The sequence below is a fragment of the Leucobacter sp. OH1287 genome (assembly GCF_003859945.1).
Lineage (GTDB): Bacteria > Actinomycetota > Actinomycetes > Actinomycetales > Microbacteriaceae > Canibacter.
In genome coordinates, this window is sequence record NZ_RQYM01000010.1 from 12,376 (window position 1) to 33,983 (window position 21,608).

21 protein-coding genes are annotated in these 21,608 nt (G+C 59.3%); 19 read left to right on the forward strand and 2 right to left on the reverse strand.

What is annotated here, in order from left to right; translation table 11 throughout:
• Positions 1–11: 11 nt before the first annotated feature.
• From EII30_RS06545 to EII30_RS06620, 16 genes are all read left to right on the forward strand, one after another.
• Positions 12–1,085 (forward strand): glycosyltransferase, encoded by a 1,074-nt coding sequence (locus EII30_RS06545; RefSeq protein ID WP_124886534.1) that lies wholly within the window; start codon positions 12–14, stop codon positions 1,083–1,085.
• A gap of 38 nt (positions 1,086–1,123) precedes the next feature.
• Positions 1,124–2,557: a UDP-N-acetylmuramate--L-alanine ligase gene (gene murC / locus EII30_RS06550; protein WP_124886535.1), complete on the forward strand. Its 1,434-nt coding sequence runs from the start codon at positions 1,124–1,126 to the stop codon at positions 2,555–2,557.
• 5 nt (positions 2,558–2,562) lie between these two features.
• On the forward strand, positions 2,563–3,918 hold the full coding sequence (locus EII30_RS06555; RefSeq protein WP_124886536.1) for an FtsQ-type POTRA domain-containing protein: 1,356 nt from the start codon (positions 2,563–2,565) through the stop codon (positions 3,916–3,918).
• Between the two features lie 128 nt (positions 3,919–4,046).
• The gene (ftsZ, locus tag EII30_RS06560) at positions 4,047–5,255 is read left to right on the forward strand and encodes a cell division protein FtsZ (RefSeq protein WP_124886537.1); all 1,209 of its coding nucleotides are present in this window, start codon (positions 4,047–4,049) and stop codon (positions 5,253–5,255) included.
• A 107-nt stretch (positions 5,256–5,362) separates the two neighbouring features.
• Positions 5,363–5,857 carry a cell division protein SepF gene (locus EII30_RS06565; RefSeq protein ID WP_124886538.1) on the forward strand — a complete coding sequence of 165 codons (495 nt, stop codon included), beginning with the start codon at positions 5,363–5,365 and terminating at the stop codon, positions 5,855–5,857.
• A gap of 6 nt (positions 5,858–5,863) precedes the next feature.
• Positions 5,864–6,175, forward strand: coding sequence for a YggT family protein (locus EII30_RS06570; RefSeq protein ID WP_124886539.1), 312 nt, complete (start codon positions 5,864–5,866; stop codon positions 6,173–6,175).
• A gap of 173 nt (positions 6,176–6,348) precedes the next feature.
• Positions 6,349–6,933: a DivIVA domain-containing protein gene (locus EII30_RS06575; protein ID WP_124886540.1), complete on the forward strand. Its 585-nt coding sequence runs from the start codon at positions 6,349–6,351 to the stop codon at positions 6,931–6,933.
• A 21-nt stretch (positions 6,934–6,954) separates the two neighbouring features.
• Positions 6,955–7,635, forward strand: a complete 681-nt coding sequence (gene lspA / locus EII30_RS06580; RefSeq protein WP_124886541.1) for a signal peptidase II — start codon at positions 6,955–6,957, stop codon at positions 7,633–7,635.
• A complete protein-coding gene (locus EII30_RS06585) occupies positions 7,535–8,554 on the forward strand; it encodes an RluA family pseudouridine synthase (RefSeq protein ID WP_233569346.1) in 1,020 nt (339 codons plus the stop codon). The genes lspA and EII30_RS06585 overlap by 101 nt, the downstream gene beginning before the upstream one ends.
• A gap of 113 nt (positions 8,555–8,667) precedes the next feature.
• On the forward strand, positions 8,668–12,213 hold the full coding sequence (dnaE, locus tag EII30_RS06590) for a DNA polymerase III subunit alpha (RefSeq protein WP_124886542.1): 3,546 nt from the start codon (positions 8,668–8,670) through the stop codon (positions 12,211–12,213).
• Between the two features lie 54 nt (positions 12,214–12,267).
• The gene (gene nadE, locus EII30_RS06595; RefSeq protein ID WP_124886543.1) at positions 12,268–13,164 is read left to right on the forward strand and encodes an ammonia-dependent NAD(+) synthetase; all 897 of its coding nucleotides are present in this window, start codon (positions 12,268–12,270) and stop codon (positions 13,162–13,164) included.
• On the forward strand, positions 13,161–13,691 hold the full coding sequence (msrA, locus tag EII30_RS06600) for a peptide-methionine (S)-S-oxide reductase MsrA (RefSeq protein WP_124886544.1): 531 nt from the start codon (positions 13,161–13,163) through the stop codon (positions 13,689–13,691). Before nadE ends, msrA begins: the two co-directional genes overlap by 4 nt.
• Positions 13,692–13,950: 259 nt before the next feature.
• On the forward strand, positions 13,951–14,568 hold the full coding sequence (locus EII30_RS06605; protein ID WP_124886545.1) for a single-stranded DNA-binding protein: 618 nt from the start codon (positions 13,951–13,953) through the stop codon (positions 14,566–14,568).
• A gap of 10 nt (positions 14,569–14,578) precedes the next feature.
• On the forward strand, positions 14,579–15,082 hold the full coding sequence (locus EII30_RS06610; protein WP_124886546.1) for a hypothetical protein: 504 nt from the start codon (positions 14,579–14,581) through the stop codon (positions 15,080–15,082).
• A 90-nt stretch (positions 15,083–15,172) separates the two neighbouring features.
• Positions 15,173–16,855, forward strand: coding sequence for an energy-dependent translational throttle protein EttA (gene ettA / locus EII30_RS06615; protein ID WP_124886547.1), 1,683 nt, complete (start codon positions 15,173–15,175; stop codon positions 16,853–16,855).
• Positions 16,856–16,953: 98 nt separating this feature from the next.
• Positions 16,954–17,430, forward strand: coding sequence for a thioesterase family protein (locus EII30_RS06620; RefSeq protein ID WP_124886548.1), 477 nt, complete (start codon positions 16,954–16,956; stop codon positions 17,428–17,430).
• On the opposite strand, the gene EII30_RS06625 is transcribed toward EII30_RS06620, so the two are convergent.
• Entirely contained in the window at positions 17,427–18,314 is an 888-nt protein-coding gene (locus tag EII30_RS06625; RefSeq protein ID WP_233569352.1) for an alpha/beta fold hydrolase, read from the reverse strand. The two genes, EII30_RS06620 and EII30_RS06625, sit on opposite strands and share 4 nt — an antisense overlap.
• Positions 18,311–19,213 (reverse strand): acyl-CoA thioesterase II, encoded by a 903-nt coding sequence (locus EII30_RS06630; protein ID WP_233569364.1) that lies wholly within the window; start codon positions 19,211–19,213, stop codon positions 18,311–18,313. The genes EII30_RS06625 and EII30_RS06630 overlap by 4 nt, the downstream gene beginning before the upstream one ends.
• 88 nt (positions 19,214–19,301) lie before the next feature.
• Here EII30_RS06630 and EII30_RS06635 point away from each other — a divergent pair, with 88 nt between their 5' ends.
• The 3 genes from EII30_RS06635 (at position 19,302) to metK (ending at position 21,603) form a co-directional block, all read left to right on the forward strand.
• Positions 19,302–19,991: a hypothetical protein gene (locus tag EII30_RS06635; protein WP_124886549.1), complete on the forward strand. Its 690-nt coding sequence runs from the start codon at positions 19,302–19,304 to the stop codon at positions 19,989–19,991.
• A 46-nt stretch (positions 19,992–20,037) separates the two neighbouring features.
• Positions 20,038–20,292 (forward strand): DNA-directed RNA polymerase subunit omega, encoded by a 255-nt coding sequence (rpoZ, locus tag EII30_RS06640; protein WP_124886550.1) that lies wholly within the window; start codon positions 20,038–20,040, stop codon positions 20,290–20,292.
• 120 nt (positions 20,293–20,412) lie between these two features.
• On the forward strand, positions 20,413–21,603 hold the full coding sequence (gene metK / locus EII30_RS06645) for a methionine adenosyltransferase (RefSeq protein ID WP_124886551.1): 1,191 nt from the start codon (positions 20,413–20,415) through the stop codon (positions 21,601–21,603).
• The last annotated feature ends 5 nt before the right edge of the window (positions 21,604–21,608 follow it).

A 21,608-nucleotide genomic window follows, 5' to 3' on the forward strand; every position in this document is an offset into this window, starting at 1 on the left:
GGCACAACAGTATGACCGTTTATCTGCTCGCGGGCGGTGGCACAGCAGGCCACGTCAACCCGCTGCTCGCGCTCGCCGAACACATCCGCAGGCACGAGCCGGACTCGACGATTATCGCGCTCGGCACCGCCGAGGGGCTAGAGGCAAGGCTCGTACCCCAGCGCGGTTTTGAGCTCAGCACAATCGCCAGGCTGCCCTTCCCGAGAAAACCGAGCCTCTACGCACTGCGGTTCCCGCAGCAGTATCGTCGCGCGGTTTCTCAGGTGCGCAGCCTCCTTAGGAACCGGGGCGTCGACGTTGTTGTCGGCTTTGGGGGATACGCAGCAGCGCCCGCCTACCGCGCCGCCCGTGCCGAGGGCGTGCCGTTTGTGATCCACGAGGCCAACGCAAAACCGGGGCTCGCCAACAAATTCGCCGCCAGGCACTCACCCTGGGTTGGTGTGACCTTCCCGGGAACCCCGATCCACAACGCGAAAACCGTTGGTATGCCGCTGCGCCCCGAGATTGAGGCGCTGGATCGCGCAGCCCTCCGCGCTGAGGCGCTCGCGCACTTCGGCCTGCAGCCCGACCGGCCAACCCTGTTGGTGACGGGCGGATCGCTCGGTGCTCGCGGTATCAACGAGGGTGTCTACCGCAGCGCCAACCTGCTAGAGCAGGCCGGTGCACAGGTTTTGCACGTCTGGGGAGGGCTCACCGAGGTGCGTCAAGAGCCCTCGGCTAACTATCACATTCTGCAGTACTGTGATCGGATGGATTATGCGTTTAGCTGCGCCGACCTGGTGATTTCGCGGGCCGGATCCACCACGGTCAGTGAGCTTTCGGGACTCGGCATCCCGGCAATTTTCTCGCCCTACTCGCACGGTAACGGCGAGCAGGCGTTTAACTGTCGGGCCGTTGTTGAGGCGGGGGGAGCCCTGCGCGTCGACGACAAAGACATCACGCCCGAGTGGGTTAGTGAGACGGTGATCCCGCTGCTGCTTGACGGTGACAGACTGCGGCAGCTGAGCGACAACGCGAGAACCGTTGGCAGGCTCGACGGCACCGCTGCGCTTTTTGCGATGGTCAAGCAGGCAATCGGCGCGTAACAGCGTATTCACTGCGATAAAACGGTACGCTAAAAGACATGATTCACGCTGATTTCGATTTAGAGATACCAGAGCAGCTTGGCCGTGTTCACTTCGTGGGAATCGGCGGCGCTGGAATGAACGCGATTGCGCGGATGATGCACCGCGCGGGAGTTAAAGTGAGCGGCAGTGACCGCAGCGACAGCTCAACATGTCAGGCGCTCAGGGACATCGGGATCCCCGTGGAAATCGGGCACGAGGCCCGCTACGCAGAAGACATCGACACACTGGTTGTTACCGGTGCGCTTAGGGAGGACAATCCAACCTATGTGCGGGCGCGTGAGCGCGGCATTCTGGTGCTGCACCGTTCGCAGGCGCTGCACTGGCTGAGCCGGCACGACCGCGTTATCTCCGTCGCCGGTGCGCACGGCAAAACCACCTCAACCGGTATGGTTGCGCACGGGCTCAGGCACGGCGGCAACGATGTGTCATACGTCAACGGCGCGGCAATCGTCGGGATGGGTGAGACGGCGAGTGCCGGCAGCGCAGACACCTTCGTGCTGGAGGCAGACGAGTCAGACAAGTCATTCCTGCTCTACAACACCGCGGTTGCGCTGATCACCAACGTTGATCCTGAGCACCTCGACTTTTACGGCTCACGCGAAAACTTTATGCAGGCGTTTGTTGATTTTGCGAACGCCGCAACCGAGGCGGTTGTTATCTCCGCTGACGATCCGGGCGCGAAAGAGGTTACCGAGCAGCTGGCAACCGACCGCGAGATCATCACCTTCGGGCAGAGCGAGTCCGCTGATGTTAGGCTCAGCGACCTTGACACAAGCGCCCGAGTGAGCTTCACCGTCACCGCAAACGGCGAGAGCCTGCCGGTGCAGCTGCGCCTGTTTGGCGACTACAACGCCTACAACGCAACCGGTGCGATCGCGGTGCTTTTGCACATGGGTTACACACTGCGTCAAGCGGTTGACGCGCTGCAAGACTTCCAGGGTGTGACCAGCCGCCTGCAGTTCTACGGCCGCGTTAACGGTGTTGAGGTTTACGACGACTACGCACACCACCACAACGAGATTAAGGCGCTGCTCGGCGCAACCCGAACAGTTGCTGGCAGCGGCCGGGTTATTGCCGTGCACCGTCCGCACCTCTACTCTCGCACACAGCTGTTTGCGAGCGAGTTCGCTGAGATTCTTGAGGCGGGAGCGGATCACACCGTTGTACTCGATCTGGAGGCGGCGCGTGAGGAGTTCGTGCCGGGAGTCACCGGCAAACTGGTCACCGACAAGTTTGTCGACCAGAGCAAGGTTGCGCTGATCGAGGACTGGGATGAGGCGTGCGAGTACATCGCAAACTTCTCACAGCCAGGCGACATTGTTGTGACCATGAGCGTTGGTAGCCTCTACCGGATCTGCCCGATGATTCTCGCCGCGCTTGAAAAACGCTACGGTGTTGCAGCCGAGCTGCCGCCGGGCGGGGGTAAGTAGCCGCTGTGAAGCGACCCGGGGGCTTTGACGGGATCAGTCGGCGCCGGAACGGTGCCGCTGACCAGAACTCGGCAACCCCCGAGGACTCCTTCGAGAGCGCCATTTTCGGTCGCGGCGGAGGTGACGAGGCCGCGGCAAACGCGGAAACCGCGAACCTCAATGCTGCGAATCTTGAAACCGCGAACCTCGACACAGCAAACCTTGACACCGCCGTTGTTTTTGACGGTGATGCCGCAAACGAGAGCAGCGCAGAACTGCCGCAGCGCTGGTTCAAACGTCTCGGCACAGACAGCACCGACTATGAACAGCTGCGCCGCCTGCACAAACAAGAAGAGCTCGCCAACTCGGTATGGGACGCGGATCGCGTCGCAACCAGCGCGGTTGCGGAACTCGACCGGCTAGCGGCGAGCGGCAGCGCCGGAAACGGCGACGCAGCGGGGCTCGCGGATCCGTCTCACCCCGACGCGCCACTGGCGGTGAGGGCCGCGAAACTGCGGCAGCGCCAGCGGGCAGCCGAGCAGGCGCTTGACGCTGAGCTGGCGGCTGACGCGGCGGCAAAACCGAGCTTCCTGTCGAGGCTAACCGGTGGCAGTGTTGCTGCGGCGAAGCGTGATCTGCGCCGCGCCAAGCGTGACGCGAAACGGCGGACGAAACAGCAGCGCCGACGCTTCCTGCGCTATTCTCGGCGGACAAAACGTCGCCTGCTGATTGCCGGTGCGATTGTTGCGCTGACCGCGGGCGCCGTTGCGATCGGCGTTTTAACACCGATTATGAGCGTGAAAGAGATCCGCGTCGAGGGTGTGACAACGCTTGATGCGGGCACTGTTGAGGCGGCGCTGGATCCGCTGCGGGGCACACCGCTCGCGCTCGTTGACGAACAGCAGGTGTTTGAGTCGCTCGGGCAGTTCAACCTGATTCAGCGGTATGCGATTGAGATTGTGCCGCCGCAGACGCTGATTGTGCGGGTGCAGGAGCGTGTGCCGGTTATCAGTATGCAGTCCGCTGAGGGCTATCGGGTGCTTGACGCGGCCGGTGTGCAGGTCGCGGAAACACCGGAGCTGCTTCCCGGAGCGCCGCTCGCGCAGGGGGAGTTGACGGATGTGACAAGCCCGGCGTTTGCCGCGGCGACCCGCGCGCTGCGTGACATGGATCCGGCGCTGCGTGAACAGTTTATTGCGGTCAGCGCCACAACCGCGAACGATATTACGTTCGCGATGGGCAGCGGGCTGACGGTTTTGTGGGGAGATGATTCACAGAATCAGCTGAAGGGTGTGCTGCTGCAGCAGATGATTGCGGCGCTCGGCGGCCGGGAGATCAGCCTGATTGACGTGTCCTCAACCGAAGCACCGGTGTTCCAATAAAAATTCGCTTTTGCAAATCGCGGTGTGTCTTCTGGGTTCTGTCAGGTTTTCACCTTACGGTTAAAAAGAATTACTCAGTATACACTTTAACCTTTAGGTTGAAGTTTAAGGTTTAAATCGGAGTTAAGGTGACATTTAGCAATAACCTCGCACAGATTAAAGTTGTCGGTGTTGGTGGCGGTGGTGTTAACGCTGTTAACCGCATGGTTGAACTGGGCATCAAGGGTGTTGAGTTTATTGCGATTAACACCGACGCTCAGGCGCTTGTGATGAGCAACGCCGACGTGAAACTCGAGATCGGTCGCGAATACACCCGCGGCCTGGGCGCTGGCGCAGACCCCGAGAAGGGTAAACGCGCCGCCGAGGAGCACACGGAGGAGATCGACCAGGTGCTGCGCGGCGCCGACATGGTGTTCGTTACCGCCGGTGAGGGCGGCGGCACCGGCACCGGCGCTTCCCCGGTTGTCGCTCGCATCGCTAAAAACAACGGCGCGCTAACAATCGGCGTGGTAACCCGCCCGTTCTCCTTCGAGGGCAAGCGTCGTGCCTCACAGGCTGACAGCGGCATCCACAACCTGCGCGAACAGGTTGACACGCTGATCGTTGTGCCAAACGACCGACTGCTGTCCGACTCTGATCCGGGCATCAGCATGATCGACGCCTTTGCGCAGGCGGATCAGGTGCTGCTCGCCGGTGTCTCCGGCATCACCGACCTGATCACAACCCCGGGTCTGATCAACCTCGACTTCGCCGACGTTAAATCGGTTATGGAGGGAGCAGGCTCCGCGCTGATGGGTATCGGTTCTGCAAGCGGTGCGGATCGCGCAGTTAAGGCCGCAGAGCTGGCTGTGTCATCGCCGCTGCTTGAGGCCTCAATCGAGGGCGCGCACGGTGTGCTGCTGTCGATCCAGGCATCCTCGAACCTGGGGCTCAACGAGATCCACGACGCCTCATCGCTTGTGCAGGAGGTTGTGCACGAGGAAGCCAACATTATCTTCGGAACTGTTATCGACGAGTCACTCGGTGACGCGATTCGGATAACCGTTATCGCCGCCGGTTTCGACGACAACGCCGTGCACGGCGGCGCAGACGCGAAAGGCGCTGTGAAGCCGCGCAGGGGAGTCTACGAGCAGGAGCCATCACCGGTGCCGCTGCAGGGATCCGCTGCCGGCGCTGTGAACGCAACCGGTCCGATTGAGACACCTGGCTCAAACGACACCGGCAACACCTCCTTCGCTGACTCGCTGGCGAACCCGCCAATTGAGACGCAGCTGCAGGATCCGGCGTTCGGCGCTGACGACGATTCAGACCTGGACATCCCTGATTTCCTGCGGTAGCGCTAAGGCCACAACTGAATAACGGCAAAAACACGGTTGCAATACAGCATATTTTTGCTGTGTGGAACTAAGCTCAGAAGTGTTCACGTGATTTTTAGGAGTAGATGATGAGCGGCGCAATTAAGAGGACGATGGTTATGTTGGGTCTTGCTGAGGAGGACCTCAACGCCAACAACAACACCGCGCAGATTGCTGAGTCTAAGCCTGAACCGCAGGCTCCAGCGACACAGCAGGCTGTTGCGCGCCCAGAACCTAAGATCACACCGCTGCGCCGGGTCACCCCCGTGCAGGAGCTGCCCGTGCAGGCGATGAACGAGATCCTCACCGTGCACCCGACACACTACGCGGACGCGCCGGTTGTTGCCGAGAACTTCCGTGACGGTGTGCCCGTGATCCTCAACCTGTCACGCCTCAGCGAATCCGACGCGAAGCGGATCATCGACTTCTGCAGCGGTCTCGTGCTCGGCCTCAACGGCCACATCGAGCGGGTAACCGGCAAGGTGTTCCTGCTCACCCCTGAGCACATCACCGTTGGTGAGCCGGTTGAGCCGGTTGCTGACAGCGCTGAAGAAGAAACCTTCTTCGTCTCCCCGGCCTCCTAACCCGGCATGAGCATCCTACCTCTCGCGCTGCTGATCCTGATATTCGCGCTGCGCGCCTACCTGATCGTGCTCTGGGCACGCTTCATCCTGGAGTGGGTGCGCGTCGTCAACCCGGCGTTTCGGCCCCGCAAGATTCTGCTGTTTATCGTTGAGCTGATCTATACGGTGACGGATCCACCCCTGCGCTTCATCAGGAAGGTTGTGCCGCCGGTTCGTATCGGGCAGGTGCAGCTCGACCTCGGTCTAATGCTGACAATGCTCGCGGTGTGGATCGCACTCTCACTGCTGCAGTCGCTGAGAATCTCGTTGCTGGTGTAGCTTTTTTGGTCGCCGCTGGGTCGCCGCTGGGTCGCCCTGGGTCGCCGCGGAGCGGGGGTTCTTGCCCTTAGCGGCCGGGCTTTTGGATACCTCAAAGCTGCTTAGATGCAAATTTCAGCTGTTTTTGGTAGCGTTGATGGGTAAGGGTTTTATATCTTTAGGAAGAGAAAATAATGGAAGAACAGATCGAAGTGCCATCAAGTGAGCTTTCAGCTGAGGACGTCCGTCTGCAGACCTTCACAATTACCAAGTTCCGTGATGGCTACGATTCAGAGCAGGTTGACACCTTCCTTGACCAGGTTCATGAGACCCTTAAAGGTCACGAGGCAACTATTGCAAAACTTAACGAGGAGATTGCCTCACTGACTGCAAAGCTTGAGCAGGAGAAAGAGCTCGTTTCGCAGGAGTCAAGCTCACATCAGACCAGCGGCGCATCACCTGACGCACAGAAGTCAAGCGCGATGCTGCAGATGGCTCTCGAACTGCACGACAAGTATGTTCACGACGGTGAGAACCAGCGTGACCAGCTGATCAGCGAGGGCGAAGCAACCGCTAAGCGCCTTGTTTCTGAGGCAGAGACCGAGCGTGCTGACGTGCTCCGCCTGCTCAGCAGCGAACGTGACGACTTGAAGGGCACCATCCGCGAACTGCGTGACTTCGAGTCAGAGTACCGCAGCACCCTGCGCTCATACATTGAGTCACAGCTGCGCGGCCTCGAGGGTTCACCAGAACCAGCCGGTGCACCAAACGTCGACTAGTCCTTAAAGCTGCATACACGAGTGACACAGCAAAGGGAAAACAGTTCTAAACGGCTCCCAGCGGTAATACTGTTGGGAGCCGTTGCTGTTGCCATCGCCGTCGCCGACCAGCTGATTAAACTGTGGGCTGAAAACACACTGCCGCGCGGGGAAACAGTGCCGGTTATCGGCGAGGCGGTGCAGTGGCTGTACGTCCTAAACCCCGGCGCCGCCTTCTCCTTTTTAAGCGGCCACACCTGGGTTTTCACGCTTTTCGCGGTCGTTGTTGCGGTGGTTCTGATCGTGCAGCTGTGGCGAGTACGCTCACGCCTGTGGGCGCTCAGCTACGGGATGCTGCTCGGCGGCACACTCGGCAACCTCTACGATAGGCTGCTGCGCGAACCCGGCTTCGCGATCGGCCACGTGGTTGACTACATCTACACGCCGTGGCTGCTCTCCGCGGTCTACAACCTCGCGGACATAGCAATCGTCGGCTCGGTTATTCTGATCGTCCTGCTCGTGCTGTTCGGGCTCAGGCCAGACGGCACCAGGTACAAGCGCGAGCGGGCGGCGGATCCAGAGGCAGAAGCAGAGGACGCAGACGCGGCGGAGGAAGCAGAGGATGCAGAGGATGCAGCGGCGGATCCCGCGGCGGATCCGGCAGCGGCGGAGGCAGCGGGATCCACCCGCCCAAAAACCGCGGAGCGGAGCGCTCGTGGCTGAGACGCGGCAGGAGTTCTTTATTGTGCCGCATCGGCTCTCGGACGTGCGCGTGGACGCCGCGCTGGTGGAGCTGATCGGGGTTTCTCGCAGCTACGCGGTGACGATTATCGCTGACGGTGGCGTTGAGCTTGACGGCCGGGTGCTGCGCAAAAGCGACCGGCTGGTTGCGGGCGCGCAGCTGGTTGTGAGGTGGCAGCCGAAGGAGCCGCCGCGGGTTATTCCAACCTTCGTTGAGGACTTTAAGATTCTGCACGACGACGACGATATTGTGGTCGTTTCAAAGCCGCCGGGCGTTGCCGCACACCCGAGCCTCGGCTGGCACGGACCAACCGTGCTCGGTGCGCTCGCCGGTCTCGGCTACAACATTGCAACGAGCGGTCCCGCCGAACGGCAGGGGATTGTGCACCGTCTCGACCAGGGAACCAGCGGTGTTATGGTTGTCGCCAAGAGCGAGTATGCATACTCGGAGCTGAAACGGCAGTTTCGCGACCGCGAGGTGAAGAAGATTTACCACACGGTTGTGCAGGGGCACCCGGATCCGTTCTCGGGGACAATCGACGGGCCGATCGGCAGGGATCCGCGCTCGGACTGGAAGTTCGCGGTGGTTGCCGACGGCAGGCACGCGATAACCCACTATGAAACACTTGAGGCGTTCGCGCACGCAACCCTGCTCGAGATCGAGCTGGAGACGGGGCGCACCCACCAGATCCGCGTGCACATGGCTGCGCAGCACCACCCCTGCGTCGGTGACACAGTCTACGGCGCCGACCCGCAGCTGTCGATGCGGCTCGGGCTGGAACGGCAGTGGCTGCACGCGGTGGAGCTGGAGATTACGCACCCCGCGAGCGCGAAACGGGTGAGTTTTCAGAGCGAATACGCGGTTGATCTGGCGGAGGCGCTGGAGCGCTTGGTGGTTTAACCGCGTGCGGCGTTGGATCAGCTGGCGCCTTACCCAGCTGACAGACTCGGAGCTTTGACTCCGATTTAGCCACTAGAATTGGAAGCTCACACCCAGCTGATTGGAGCACCCGCATGGCAGACCAGTTTGCACACCTTCACGTTCACACCGAGTACTCGATGCTCGACGGTGCGGCGAGGGTGAAGGAGCTGATCCAGGCGGTTGCTGAAGAGAAAATGCCGGCGATCGCGATGACCGACCACGGCAACATGTTCGGCGCCTACGACTTTTGGCGCACCGCAAAAGACAGCGGTGTGAAGGCGATTATCGGGATTGAGGCGTATCTCACCCCGGGCACACACCGCAGTGATCGCAGCCGTGTCCGCTGGGGTAACGGCGGCGGTGACGACGTCTCAGGCGGCGGCGCCTACACGCACATGACGATGCTCGCCGAGAACACAACCGGCATGCACAACCTGTTCAAACTCTCCAGCTACTCGTCAATGGAGGGGCAGTATTTTAAGCCGCGAATGGATCGCGAGCTGCTGCAAAAATTCGGTCAGGGCATAATCGCAACAACCGGCTGCCCGTCGGGTGAGATTCAAACCCGGCTGAGGCTCGGCCAGTACAATCTGGCACGGGAGGCGGCCGCGGAGTTCCAAGACATTTTCGGCAAAGAGAACTTCTTTTGCGAGCTAATGGATCACGGCCTCGAGATCGAAAGGCGCGTCACCGACGATCTGCTCAGGCTTGCAAAGGAACTGAACCTGCCGCTGGTTGCAACCAACGACCTGCATTACACACACGCGGCGGACGCGAAGGACCATGAAGCGCTTTTGGCGGTGCAGTCCGGATCCACGCTCGATGACCCAAACCGTTTCAAGTTCGACGGTGACGGCTACTATCTGAAAACCGCCGCGGAGATGCGGCAGGTGTTTCGGGAGCTGCCGGAGGCGTGTGACAACACGCTGCTGATCGCGGAGCGCTGCAACGTCGAGTTTAACGAGAGCGCAAACTACATGCCGAACTTCCCGGTGCCTGCGGGGGAGACCGAGGAGAGCTGGTTTATTAAAGAGGTTGAGCGGGGCCTCAATTACCGCTACCCGGACGGCATCCCCGACGAGGTGCGTAAACAGGCAAACTACGAGATCGACGTGATCAGCAAAATGGGCTTCCCCGGCTACTTCCTGGTGGTTGCCGACTTTATCAACTGGGCGAAAGACAACGGTATTCGCGTCGGGCCGGGGCGTGGATCCGGTGCGGGCTCGATGGCCGCGTATGCGATGCGCATCACCGACCTGGATCCGCTCAAGCACGGCTTGATCTTCGAGCGGTTCCTCAACCCTGACCGTGTTTCGATGCCGGACTTTGACGTCGATTTTGACGATCGGCGCCGGTCAGAGGTGATCCACTACGTCACCGAGAAATACGGTGATGAGCGGGTTGCGCAGATTGTCACCTACGGCACAATCAAATCGAAGCAGGCGATTAAAGACGCGGCGCGCGTGCTCGGCCACCCGTTCTCGATGGGTGACAAACTCACCAAGGCGATGCCGCCCGCGGTTATGGGCAAAGATATTCCGCTCAGCGGGATTGTGGATCCGGCCCACCCGCGCTATAAAGAGGCCGCCGAGTTCCGCAAGGTTGTTGATGAGGAGCCCGAAGCGCAGAAGGTGTTTGAGACCGCGCGTGGCCTGGAGGGGCTGAAACGGCAGTGGGGTGTGCACGCGGCCGGTGTGATTATGTCGAGCGACCCGCTAATCGACATTATTCCGCTGCAGCGGCGTGAACAGGACGGCCAGATCGTCACCCAGTTTGACTACCCAACCTGTGAGGGTTTGGGTTTGATCAAAATGGACTTTTTGGGCCTGCGAAACCTGACGATTATCTCGGACGCTGTCACCAACATTAAACAAAACCGCGGTATCGACCTGGTTTTGGAGGAGCTGAGCCTCGACGACACAGCCGCCTACGAGCTGATGGCCAGGGGTGACACCCTCGGCGTGTTCCAGTTGGATGGCGGTCCGATGCGTGGCCTTTTGCGGTTGATGAAACCGGACAATTTCGAGGATATTTCAGCGGTTTTGGCGCTGTACCGGCCGGGGCCGATGGGTGCGGATTCGCACACCAATTATGCGCTGCGGAAGAACGGGCTGCAGGAGATTACACCGATCCACCCGGAGCTTGCGGAGCCGCTCGCCGATATTCTTGACACAACCTACGGCCTGATTATCTATCAGGAGCAGGTTATGGCGATTGCGCAGCGGGTTGCTGGCTACTCGCTCGGCCAGGCGGATATTTTGCGCCGCGCGATGGGTAAGAAGAAGAAAGCGGAGCTGGATAAACAGTTCGCCGGGTTCTCCGCCGGTATGACAGAGCGGGGTTTCTCGGAGGAAGCGATTACAACGCTCTGGAATATTCTGCTGCCGTTCTCTGACTACGCTTTCAACAAGGCACACTCGGCTGCCTACGGTGTTATCAGCTACTGGACCGCGTACCTGAAGGCACACTATCCGGCAGAGTATATGGCGGCGCTTTTAACCAGCATCGGCAACAAAGACAAAGACAAACTGGCGATGTATCTTAACGAGTGCCGGCACATGGGCATTAAGGTGCTGCAGCCTGACGTTAACGAGTCGCTGCACAGCTTTGCCGCGGTCGGCGACGATATCCGCTTCGGGCTTGGGGCGGTAAGAAACGTCGGCGAGGGCGTTATCTCGGGCATTATTGCGGCGCGCGAATCCCAGAAATACGACAGCTTTACAAGCTTTGTGAAGCAGGTTCCCGCCGCCGTGCTAAACCGCCGCACCGTTGAATCACTGATTAAAGCGGGCGCGTTCGACTCGCTCGGGCACACCCGTCGGTCACTGATTGAAGCGTTTGAGCCGCTGATTGAGCAGGCGGTGCGCGACAAGCGTGATGAAGAGAAGGGACACGTCGGCTTCGATTTTGATTCGCTGTTTGACGACGCCGGTGACGCGGGCGACGGCGGTGCTGGCACGCAGCATAGCGCAAACAACGCGATCCCGGAGTGGCCGGAGTACGCGAAGGCTGACAAGCTGAAGTTTGAGCGCGACATGATCGGCCTGTATGTTTCAGATCACCCGCTCAGCGGCCTTGAAACCGTGCTGGCGGGGGAGGCAAGCCACTCTATTGAGACCGTGCTCAACTCAGAAAACGTCTCTGACGGCGAGATTTTAACCGTTGCGGGGCTTTTGACGAGCGTTGAGATCCGCACCGCCAAATCCGGTAACCAGTACGGCATGCTCGCCCTTGAGGACTTCTCGGGTGAGATTCAGGTGATGCTGCTCGGCAAAGCGTTCGAGGAGTGTGCGCCGGGGCTTGCGGCGGACCAGGTGGTTGCGATCCGCGGCAGGGTGCAGGAGCGTGACGAGAGCAGGTCGCTGCACGCCGCCTCGATCCAGCCGATCGACGCAGCAAACATCAACCTCGACAAAACCCTGAGGCTGACTATCCTCGACCGCAGGGCAACCGTTGAGCGGATGCAGGCGCTGGAACAGCTGCTTCGCCGTTTCGAGGGCGATGCTGAGGTGCAGTTGCAGCTCGTCAGCGGATCCCAGGTGCGCGTGTTCCAGCTGCGCCAGAGCGTCAGGGTCACCCCCGACCTTTACGGTGAGCTGAAAGCGGTGCTCGGTCCCCAGTGCCTGCAGGAGGTTTAGATCGGGGGCGGTGACCCGGTGACATGGTGTTAAACAAACCACTAGAATCGAACTATGGTCAGACAAACCGAGATAGCAACCCGGCTGGGCGTCAACCCGGAAGCTGACGCGAAAAGTGAGATCCGCAACCGGGTGCGTTTCCTAGTTGAGTATTTTCAGAGCATTCCCGGCTGCCGCGGCTTTGTGCTAGGCGTCTCCGGCGGGCAGGACTCATCGCTTGCGGCGAGGCTCGCGCAGCTCGCGGTTACTGAGCTGCGGCAAGCAGGACACTCGGCAGAGTTCGTTGCTGTCCGGCTGCCCTACGGTGTGCAGCACGATGAGGCTGACGCGCAGCTGGCGTTGGAGTTTATCCAGCCCGATCTGACGCTGACGGTCGACATTAAACCGAGCGTTGACGCGCTAGCAGACTCCTGTGCCGCCGCGGAGAGGGCGGTGGTAGCCAAGGGCGCGGAGGCAACCGAGGGCGCGGTGGCAGCGGATCCGCCCGCCACCGATTATGCTGTGATCAGTGATTTTAACCGGGGCAATATTAAGGCGCGGATCCGCATGGTTGCGCAGTACACAATCGCCTCGCAGCGTTCCCTGCTGGTGATCGGAACCGACCACGCGGCGGAGGCGATAACCGGTTTCTACACAAAGCACGGCGACGGGGCAGCCGACATTGTGCCGCTCGCGGGCCTCACCAAATCCCAGGGAGCTGCGATGCTCGCTGAGCTGGGTGCTCCGCCGCGGCTCTGGCAGAAGGCCCCAACAGCCGACCTGCTAGATAATCAGCCCGGTCAGACCGATGAAGAAAGCCTCGGGGTGAGCTATCGGGAGATTGACGACTACCTGGCCGGTGAGACGGTTAGTGAGGCGGCAAGTAGTAAACTTACGGCGTTGTATCTAAAATCTGAGCATAAACGGCGGATGCCGGTTGCTCCAAGCGATGATTGGTGGCGTAAACAGTGACACAAACGGTTGTTTTAGGCGGCGGTTGCTTCTGGTGCCTCGATGCGGCGTATCGCAGCGTGAAGGGCGTCAGCGATGTGGTTAGCGGCTACACGGGCGGCTCAGTGCCAAACCCAGACTACCGCTCAGTGTGCCAGGGAACCACCGGTCATGCTGAGGTTGTTGCTGTCACCTTCGACGAAGAAACGGTGCCGTTCGACGTGATCCTCGACATTTTCTTCACTATCCACGACCCCACCCAGCTGAATCGGCAGGGCAACGACGTCGGCACACAGTACCGTTCCGCGGTTTTCTATGCGGATCCTGACCAGCTGGCCGCTGCGCAGTCGGCGGTTGAGCGGGCTAGGCAGCTATGGGACGGCGAGATTGTCACCGAGCTTGCGCCGCTGGGCGAGTTTTGGGACGCGGAGGAGTACCACCAGAACTATTTTGCGAAGAACCCAACACAGGCTTACTGCCTCGCGGTTGCTGTTCCCAAGGTGCAGAAGGTTCGGGCAAACTTCGCGAAGTGGTATCGCGGCGTTTAACCGCTGTTTAGTTGGTGGCTAGCCGCTGATTTTGGTGGTGATGAACCGCTGTTTTCGGTCTGTGGAAAACCCGTTTTGAAGGAGAGTTGTCCACAGAAACAGGGGCGTCAGCTCTTTTACTTTTAACCTGCGCAAGAATGAGTACAGAGGCACCGGTTGAGATATCCATGGCACGGCGCCGGTGCCTCTAAACCTATAAGAAACACACTCATATCAGCGCCCACAGGTAGGGCGCGACAAAGCAGCTGGGAGAGAGCAAATGAGCACCCATATTACTGTTGTAGGAACCATCGCAACGGATCCAAAAGCCATCAGGTTTGCTAACGGCGGCAGCAAATGCACGTTCCGTCTAGCAGAGAACGAGCGATGGTTTGACGTCAAAACAAGCACCTGGAAAGAGGGGCGAACCAACTGGTTTACGATTAACGCGACACGCTCACTCGGTGAGAACTCGCTGCGTTCGTTCCAAAAGGGGCAGCGCGTGATCGTGTCGGGTAAGCTGAGAATCCGCGAGTGGGAGAAGGCGGAAAACAAGGGGCTAACCATCGAGGTGGATGCCGATTCGCTCGGGCACGACCTGCGCTGGGGTGTCTCAAACTTCCAGCGAGCAATAAAAAGCGGCGGTGAGATGGGATGCGACTACAACTCCCATCACAGTCAGGCAAGCTGGGCAGACAGCACCGCACCTGCCACCTGGCAGGCAGGAAACCACGCCGGTCAAACTGACCCGAGCGCAGTTTTGTACGGAGCTAACCCCGCAGACGATGGCCCTGTTGTAGCTTCTGCTGGCGACACCAAGGCCACGGGAGACGCGCTTTCTGTTGACACCAGCGCCACGGAGGCCGATTCAGGGGGAGATTTAACGTCGGCACAGTAGAATTAGATCCATGAGTCTTTTCAGCAGTGCGCGCCAGAGTGTGGCAAAGCAAACCAGAATTGCCACCGTTATTGCGGCGGCTGTGGCAGTGACAACCGTGCTCAGCGGCTGTTCACTGCTGGATGGGCCAAAGCCTGAGGTGAAACGGCAAGAACAGCAGGTGCCCGAGAAAGAACCGCAGTTCTATCCCGGTGGATCCGCCGCAGAAAACGAAGAGTATTTTATTTGGATTATGCAGCAGTTCGCCACCTCTGAGACACCTGTTGCCGGGCAGCCACTCGTTGACCACTTGGTCGCGGCAGGCTTTAACAAAGCAGATATGACCGTTAGCTTCGATAAAACCAGAATCAACTTCGAGGCGGACTCAATCTTCGTTGCTGTCCGTGTTGGTGAGGAGTGCCTGCTCGGGCAGGTAGCGAAGGCGGATCGCACCTTTGTGGCGACCCGCGCTGATGCGCTTGGGGCAGAGAAAAACATCTGCATAATCGGTGAAACCAGGCCGATTGACTGGTAGTGCAGGTTGCCCGGTAACGCCGGTAGACTGGTAGTTTAGTATAGAAGTTTTATCAACCAAGCAAGAGGGGACGAGCCCAGCTCAACAGAAATGGCAGAGTACATTTATCAAATGGTTCGTGCGCGTAAAGCACACGGCGACAAGGTGATCCTGGATGACGTTACTATGTCGTTCTTCCCCGGAGCCAAAATCGGTATGGTTGGTCCGAACGGCGCCGGTAAATCCACGATCCTCAAGATTATGGCGGGCAAAGACACCCCGTCAAACGGTGAGGCGAAGCTAACGCCTGGCTTCACCGTTGGCATTCTGATGCAGGAGCCGGAGCTTGACGAGGACCTGACCGTGCTCGAGAACGTGCAGCAGGGTGTTGCCGGGATTAAAGCGAAACTCGACCGCTTCAACGAGATCAGCGCCGAGATGGCAAACCCCGACGCCGACTATGACGTGCTGCTGCCCGAGATGGGTGAGCTGCAGGAGCAGATTGATGCGCTTGACGCTTGGGATCTTGACAACCAGCTTGAACAGGCGATGGACGCGCTGCGCTGTCCACCGTCAGATGAGATTGTTTCACACCTATCCGGTGGTGAGAAGCGTCGTGTAGCGCTCTGTAAACTGCTGCTCGAAAAACCAGACTTGCTGCTGCTTGACGAGCCAACCAACCACCTGGACGCTGAGAGCGTGCTGTGGCTGGAGCAGCACCTGCAGCAGTATCCGGGCGCGGTTATTGCGATCACCCACGACAGATACTTCCTCGACCATGTTGCTCAGTGGATCGCCGAGGTGGATCGCGGTCGCCTCTACCCATACGAGGGTAACTACTCAACCTACCTCGAAAAGAAGGCTGAGCGTCTTGAGGTGCAGGGCCGGAAGGACGCAAAACTGCAGAAGCGTCTGAAAGAGGAACTCGAGTGGGTTCGCTCAAACACTAAGGGACGGCAGGCGAAATCCAAGGCGCGTCTTGCACGCTACGAGGAGATGGCTGCTGAGGCGGAGCGCACCAGAAAGCTCGACTTTGAGGAGATCCAGATCCCACCGGGTCCACGCCTCGGCAACACCGTGCTGGAGGCGAAAGACCTGAAGAAGGGCTTTGGGGATCGCGTCCTCATCGACAACCTCAGCTTCTCACTGCCACGCAACGGCATCGTTGGAATTATCGGCCCGAACGGTGTCGGTAAGTCCACACTGTTTAAAACAATCGTTGGCATTGAGCCGCTTGACTCTGGCGACCTGAAGATCGGTGAAACCGTGAAACTCAGCTACGTTGACCAGAGCCGTGCCGGTATCGACCCGCAGAAAACCGTTTGGGAGGTTGTCTCTGACGGGCTCGATTTTATTCAGGTCGGGCAGGTTGAGATCCCCTCACGCGCCTACGTTTCAAGCTTCGGCTTTAAAGGCCCAGACCAGCAGAAACCAGCCGGTGTGCTCTCCGGTGGTGAGCGCAACCGACTAAACCTCGCGCTCACACTGAAGCAGGGTGGTAACGTGCTGCTGCTTGACGAGCCGACCAACGACCTCGACGTTGAAACACTCGCGAGCCTTGAAAACGCACTGCTTGAGTTCCCTGGCTGTGCGGTTGTTATCACCCACGATAGGTGGTTCCTGGATCGCGTTGCAACACACATCCTCGCATACGAGGGCACCGCAGACAACCCCGCCAACTGGTACTGGTACGAGGGCAACTTCGAGGGCTACGAGAAGAACAAGATCGAGCGTCTCGGACCGGAGGCTGCAAAGCCGTCACGTGTCACCTACCGGAAGTTGACACGCGGCTAAACACAGACTCTAACCCACGATAAGGGGCTGGCCGGGAACAAACCGGTTAGCCCCTTATCGTGATTAAGCAGGCGAAACAATAGAGAGAAGAGAGACAAATGGCTCGCGCACACGTTGAAATTGAGCTTCGCTGGGGAGACCAGGACGCCTACGGGCACATCAACAATGTAGCCTTCGCCAGGTATCTGGAAGAGGCACGAGTGCGTCTCTTTTGGCTCGGCACCGCCCGCGAACAAACCGGACTGGAAGGGTACTTCCGTTCAGACGACCCGGCCGGCCCAAAAATGCTTGTTGCTGCACAACACATCGAGTTCTTGCGCGTCCTCGAATACTCTGAACACCCGATCACAATCGCGATGTGGATCGGCAAGCTGGGAGGATCAAGCATTGAAGTGCACTACGAGGTGATTGACGGATCCACCACAGCAGAAAATGGGGAAGCGCGGGTTGTTGCTCGCGCAATCACAACCGTTGTGATCGTCAACGGGGAGACAATGCAGCCGCAGCGGCTCGACAGCGAGGGACGCAAAATTGCGAAACAGTGGAGCGACGACCCGCTGAAACTCGGCCGTTAGCAGTCCGAGGTGATGAACTCGCGCAGAAGCGCCTGAAACTGCTCCGGTTTATCTGCGTGCACCCAGTGGCTTGCATCGTCAACCACAACCGGGTAGACATCCGGGAAAAGCTCCTGCATCCGGGGTAAATCACCCGGCCGAACATAGTCGGAGTTGCCGCCCGCTATCCACAAAACCGGCCCGTTAAAACTCGCGCCGACCGGTGGTGCAAACCCCATAATCGTCTGCAGACTGGCGTGCAGCAGCGGGAGATTCGGCTCCCAACAAAAACCGCCATCGCCGCGGATGAGACTCTGCAACAAAAACGCCCGTGTGCGCTCATCGGGGATTTTGTCGCGAAGCAGCCTGTCGGCATCGGTTCTTGAGCGGATCGCGTTCAGGTCAAGCTCAAGCAGCGACCCCAACAGATCCGGGAAGACACCAGCGTCCGGCCGGGGGACAGGGGAGATGTCAACAACCACCAGCGCGTGAACCAGCTCGGGATGCTGCAGCGCCAACTGCATCGCGGTTTTACCGCCCATTGAGTGCCCGATCACAATCACTTTCTCACCGGCGCCAAAGGCTGTTCGGATCGCGTCAGCAACATCGTCAGCCATGTCGGCGTAACTAAACTCGGCAGTCCACGGAGAAGCAGCGTGGTTGGTTTGATCCACCAGCAAGGAGGTTGCGATATCGGAGAGCGAGGTTGCGGTCTCAAAGAAATTGCGGCCCCTGCCCATTAGACCGTGCAGGAACACGAGCCGGTGCTTGCCGCCGCCAACCAGCTCGGTTTTCAGCTGCCTCGGGCCCGCAGTGGGCGTGCGGCCGGCAGCTGTGGTGCCTGCGGCTGCGGTGCCGGCTGCTTCGGTGCTGCTCTGGGCAGCGGCGCCGTTAATCCCGGTCACGCGCTGATCCTCACCATCGCCTCCTGCGCGACGCTCGCGACCAGTTTGCCCTCGCGGTTGTAGAACGAACCGGTGCTGAGGTTACGGTTTGAGCCGAGCGCCTTCGAGTCGATAACGTAGAGCAGCCAGTCATCAACCCGGAAATCACCGTAGAACCACATCGCGTGGTCGAGGCTCGCGGCCTTCAAATCCGGTGTGGACCAGCTCTGACCGGTGCTTCTTAGCGCAGGTTCGATTAGCAGATAGTCGCTCGCGAACGCCAGGGCGGCGCGGTGCAGCAGCTGATTCTCGGGCAGTTCATATTTGGTGCGCAGCCAGACATGCTGTTTTGTGTGCGGGGCGAGCGCCTCAGTGTAGATCGGCCCCTCAACGAACCGGAAATCAACCGGGCGGTTTTTTATCGCGGTCAGGCGTGGAACATCACCAACCAGCGTGGTTTCCAGGTCGGGGATTTCCGTGGGTGCGGGTACTGACGAGATGTCGAACTGTTCGGCGTGCACAGGCCCCTCCTGCGGGATTTGGAAAGAGGCGTTCAGCGAGAAAATCACCTCGCCCTCCTGGTACGCCTCCGAGCGGCGGTTACTAAACGACCTGCCGTCGAACTGTCTGGACACCTCAAACACCATCGGCGCGGTTGCGTCGCCTGGACGCAGGAAGTAGGCGTGCATCGAGTGCAGCGCCTGTGTGTCCGCAACGGTGCTGCCCGCGGCCATCAGCGCCTGCCCGAGCACCTGGCCGCCGAAACTGCGCCCCGTGTCTGCGGGGTTTGCGATGCCGGTGAAGATGTCATACTTGGTTCGCGCACCAACGTTCTGCACCGACAGCAGCGCTGCCAGATTCGGGACGGAACTAACCGGGTTTTGGCTGGTTTGCGGCATGGCTTTCCTCTCAAGAGACAAACACTTCTATTTTAGTACCCTAGAGGCTTAGCCGCCGGAGATATTTTCCCTGAGACAGCGCCGAAGCTAAGCGGCTAAGATTAGTGTGATGAGCTCGGCGATTTTGATTCCTGACCCGGCAGCAACCCGCGACCTGGTGACGTTCCTGTCTCGGCTATCACAGGTTGGGTTGCCGCAGGTGAGAGTGCAGTTCCGGGCTTTTGTGGGCGGATCCACCAGCCCCGCATCTTCTGGAAATACGGCGCCAAACGGGGTTTTTGCGATAACCGGTTGCACTATGGAGCCGCAGATGATCCTTGATGGGACGCCAACTGTGATGGTGCAGCGGGCGGTTCCGGCGGTGTCTGAGGCGGAATCGGTTGATAAGGTTGTGCTCGCGAAGGCGTTAACTGAGCGGTTTGCTCGTGTGGCAGACGACGGAGAGTTTTTGCTGCAGCTGCCGCCGAGTGAAACAACGGCCGTGTGGGCGGGGGTTTCGCCGCCGGTTAGCGGGTGGCAGTTTGCTGGAACGGTCACCGCCCAGTCACTGCGCGACGTTGCTAACGCGGGAATGCGCGAGATCAGCGAGGCGCTGCCTGTGGGCAGTGGGCAGCCGGTTGTGCAGAAACTGCGCAGTGAGGTGTGGGGTCGCAGTGTGCTCGACGGGGTTCCTGCGGGAGCGGCCTTCAGTCTTGAAACGCTCGGGTTTTTGGTGGGTGAGCGGGAGGTTAAGCTGTTTCAGGCACCAGGCTGGAGCAGATTAACGACAAAATATGGCGCTGTGATTGTGCGAGTTTAAAAGAAAACCGGTAGACTGTTTTAGTTGAAATAGGAAGGCAAATTTTATGGCTGTTTACGATGGCATTATTGATCCGCCGATTGATGATTTGCTCAAGAAGGTTGAGTCAAAGTACTCACTGGTTTCTTTTGCTGCGGTGCGTGCGCGTCAGATTAACGACTACTATGCGGATCTGCACGAGGGTAATCTGCTTGAAAACATCGGCCCGCTGGTCGACTGTTCTGTTGACGATAAACCACTGACGATTGCGCTGCGAGAGATCGCAGAGGGCAAGCTTGTTTTGAGTGAGGATATCGCTTAACCAACAAAACCCTAAGATTGGGAACAAAATGTCCCAGGGCGTCGGTAACCTGAATTTGTAAGGTCCGACGCTTACTTTTACCCATTTACCACCACCAAACCAAACAGGAAGGCAGCCGCTATGAACCTGCGATACTTTACATCAGAGTCAGTTACTGAGGGTCACCCAGACAAGATTTGTGACCGGGTCTCAGACACAATCCTCGATGCTCTGTTGGCGCAGGATTCGGGTGCCAGGGTTGCGGTTGAGACGATGGTCACAACCGGTCTTGTTCACGTTGCCGGTGAGGTGACAACAAGCGGTTATGTTGAGATTCCGCAGCTTGTGCGCGGGGTTATTAAAGAGACCGGTTACACCAGCAGCGAGATGGGCTTCGATGCCGCATCCTGCGGTGTTACTGTGTCAATCGGGCAGCAATCGGCAGACATTGCAGGCGGTGTTGACAGTTCGCTGGAGGCACGCAGCGGTGAGGTGCGAGACGAACTGAGCTTGCAGGGAGCTGGCGATCAGGGCATTATGTTCGGTTACGCCTGCGATGAGACAGCTGAGCTGCACCCGCTTGCCAGCTGGATCTCACACCGGCTTGCAGAGCGACTAACCGCCGTCCGTAAAAGTGGTGAGCTTGACTATCTGCGCCCAGACGGTAAAACCCAGGTGACCCTAGGGTACGACGGCGATAAGGCTGTGAACGTTGACACGGTTGTGCTCTCAACCCAGCACGCTGCGCACATCAGCCAGGAGCAGCTGCACCGTGACGTGGTTAACACCGTGATCAACCCGGTGCTTGAGCAGCTTGACATCAGCAGCAAAGACACCAGATTCTTGATCAACCCCGCGGGTCCGTTTGTGATTGGTGGGCCGATGGGCGACGCTGGTTTAACCGGCCGGAAGATTATCATCGACACCTACGGTGGTGCGGCCCGGCACGGTGGTGGCGCGTTCAGCGGGAAGGATCCGTCGAAGGTGGACCGCTCAGGAGCCTACGCGATGCGCTGGGTTGCGAAGCATATTGTGGCGGCTGGGCTTGCCCGCCGTGCAGAGCTGCAGGTTGCCTACGCTATCGGCAAGGCTGAGCCGGTTGGGCTGTATGTTGAAACCTTCGGAACCGAAACCGTTCCGGTAGAGCGCATCGAAAAAGCGGTGCGTGAGGTGTTTGACCTGCGCCCGCTCGCGATTATTAAAGAGCTAAACCTGCTAGAGCCCATCTACGCTAAAACCGCAGCATACGGTCACTTTGGGCGTGAACTGCCAGAGTTCGCGTGGGAACACCCAACCAAGCTTGCCGAGCTGCAAGAGGTAATCGGTAGATAGCGTAC

Bases quoted from the DNA above. Each gene is read 5' to 3' on its own strand.
- EII30_RS06545 (WP_124886534.1), top strand. From the start codon at position 12: ATGACCGTTTATCTGCTCGCGGGCGGTGGCACAGCAGGCCACGTCAAC.
- murC (WP_124886535.1), top strand. From the start codon at position 1,124: ATGATTCACGCTGATTTCGATTTAGAGATACCAGAGCAGCTTGGCCGT.
- EII30_RS06565 (WP_124886538.1), top strand. From the start codon at position 5,363: ATGAGCGGCGCAATTAAGAGGACGATGGTTATGTTGGGTCTTGCTGAG.
- EII30_RS06570 (WP_124886539.1), top strand. From the start codon at position 5,864: ATGAGCATCCTACCTCTCGCGCTGCTGATCCTGATATTCGCGCTGCGC.
- EII30_RS06575 (WP_124886540.1), top strand. From the start codon at position 6,349: ATGGAAGAACAGATCGAAGTGCCATCAAGTGAGCTTTCAGCTGAGGAC.
- EII30_RS06585 (WP_233569346.1), top strand. From the start codon at position 7,535: ATGCAGAGGATGCAGCGGCGGATCCCGCGGCGGATCCGGCAGCGGCGG.
- dnaE (WP_124886542.1), top strand. From the start codon at position 8,668: ATGGCAGACCAGTTTGCACACCTTCACGTTCACACCGAGTACTCGATG.
- nadE (WP_124886543.1), top strand. From the start codon at position 12,268: ATGGTCAGACAAACCGAGATAGCAACCCGGCTGGGCGTCAACCCGGAA.
- EII30_RS06605 (WP_124886545.1), top strand. From the start codon at position 13,951: ATGAGCACCCATATTACTGTTGTAGGAACCATCGCAACGGATCCAAAA.
- EII30_RS06610 (WP_124886546.1), top strand. From the start codon at position 14,579: ATGAGTCTTTTCAGCAGTGCGCGCCAGAGTGTGGCAAAGCAAACCAGA.
- ettA (WP_124886547.1), top strand. From the start codon at position 15,173: ATGGCAGAGTACATTTATCAAATGGTTCGTGCGCGTAAAGCACACGGC.
- EII30_RS06620 (WP_124886548.1), top strand. From the start codon at position 16,954: ATGGCTCGCGCACACGTTGAAATTGAGCTTCGCTGGGGAGACCAGGAC.
- EII30_RS06635 (WP_124886549.1), top strand. From the start codon at position 19,302: ATGAGCTCGGCGATTTTGATTCCTGACCCGGCAGCAACCCGCGACCTG.
- rpoZ (WP_124886550.1), top strand. From the start codon at position 20,038: ATGGCTGTTTACGATGGCATTATTGATCCGCCGATTGATGATTTGCTC.
- metK (WP_124886551.1), top strand. From the start codon at position 20,413: ATGAACCTGCGATACTTTACATCAGAGTCAGTTACTGAGGGTCACCCA.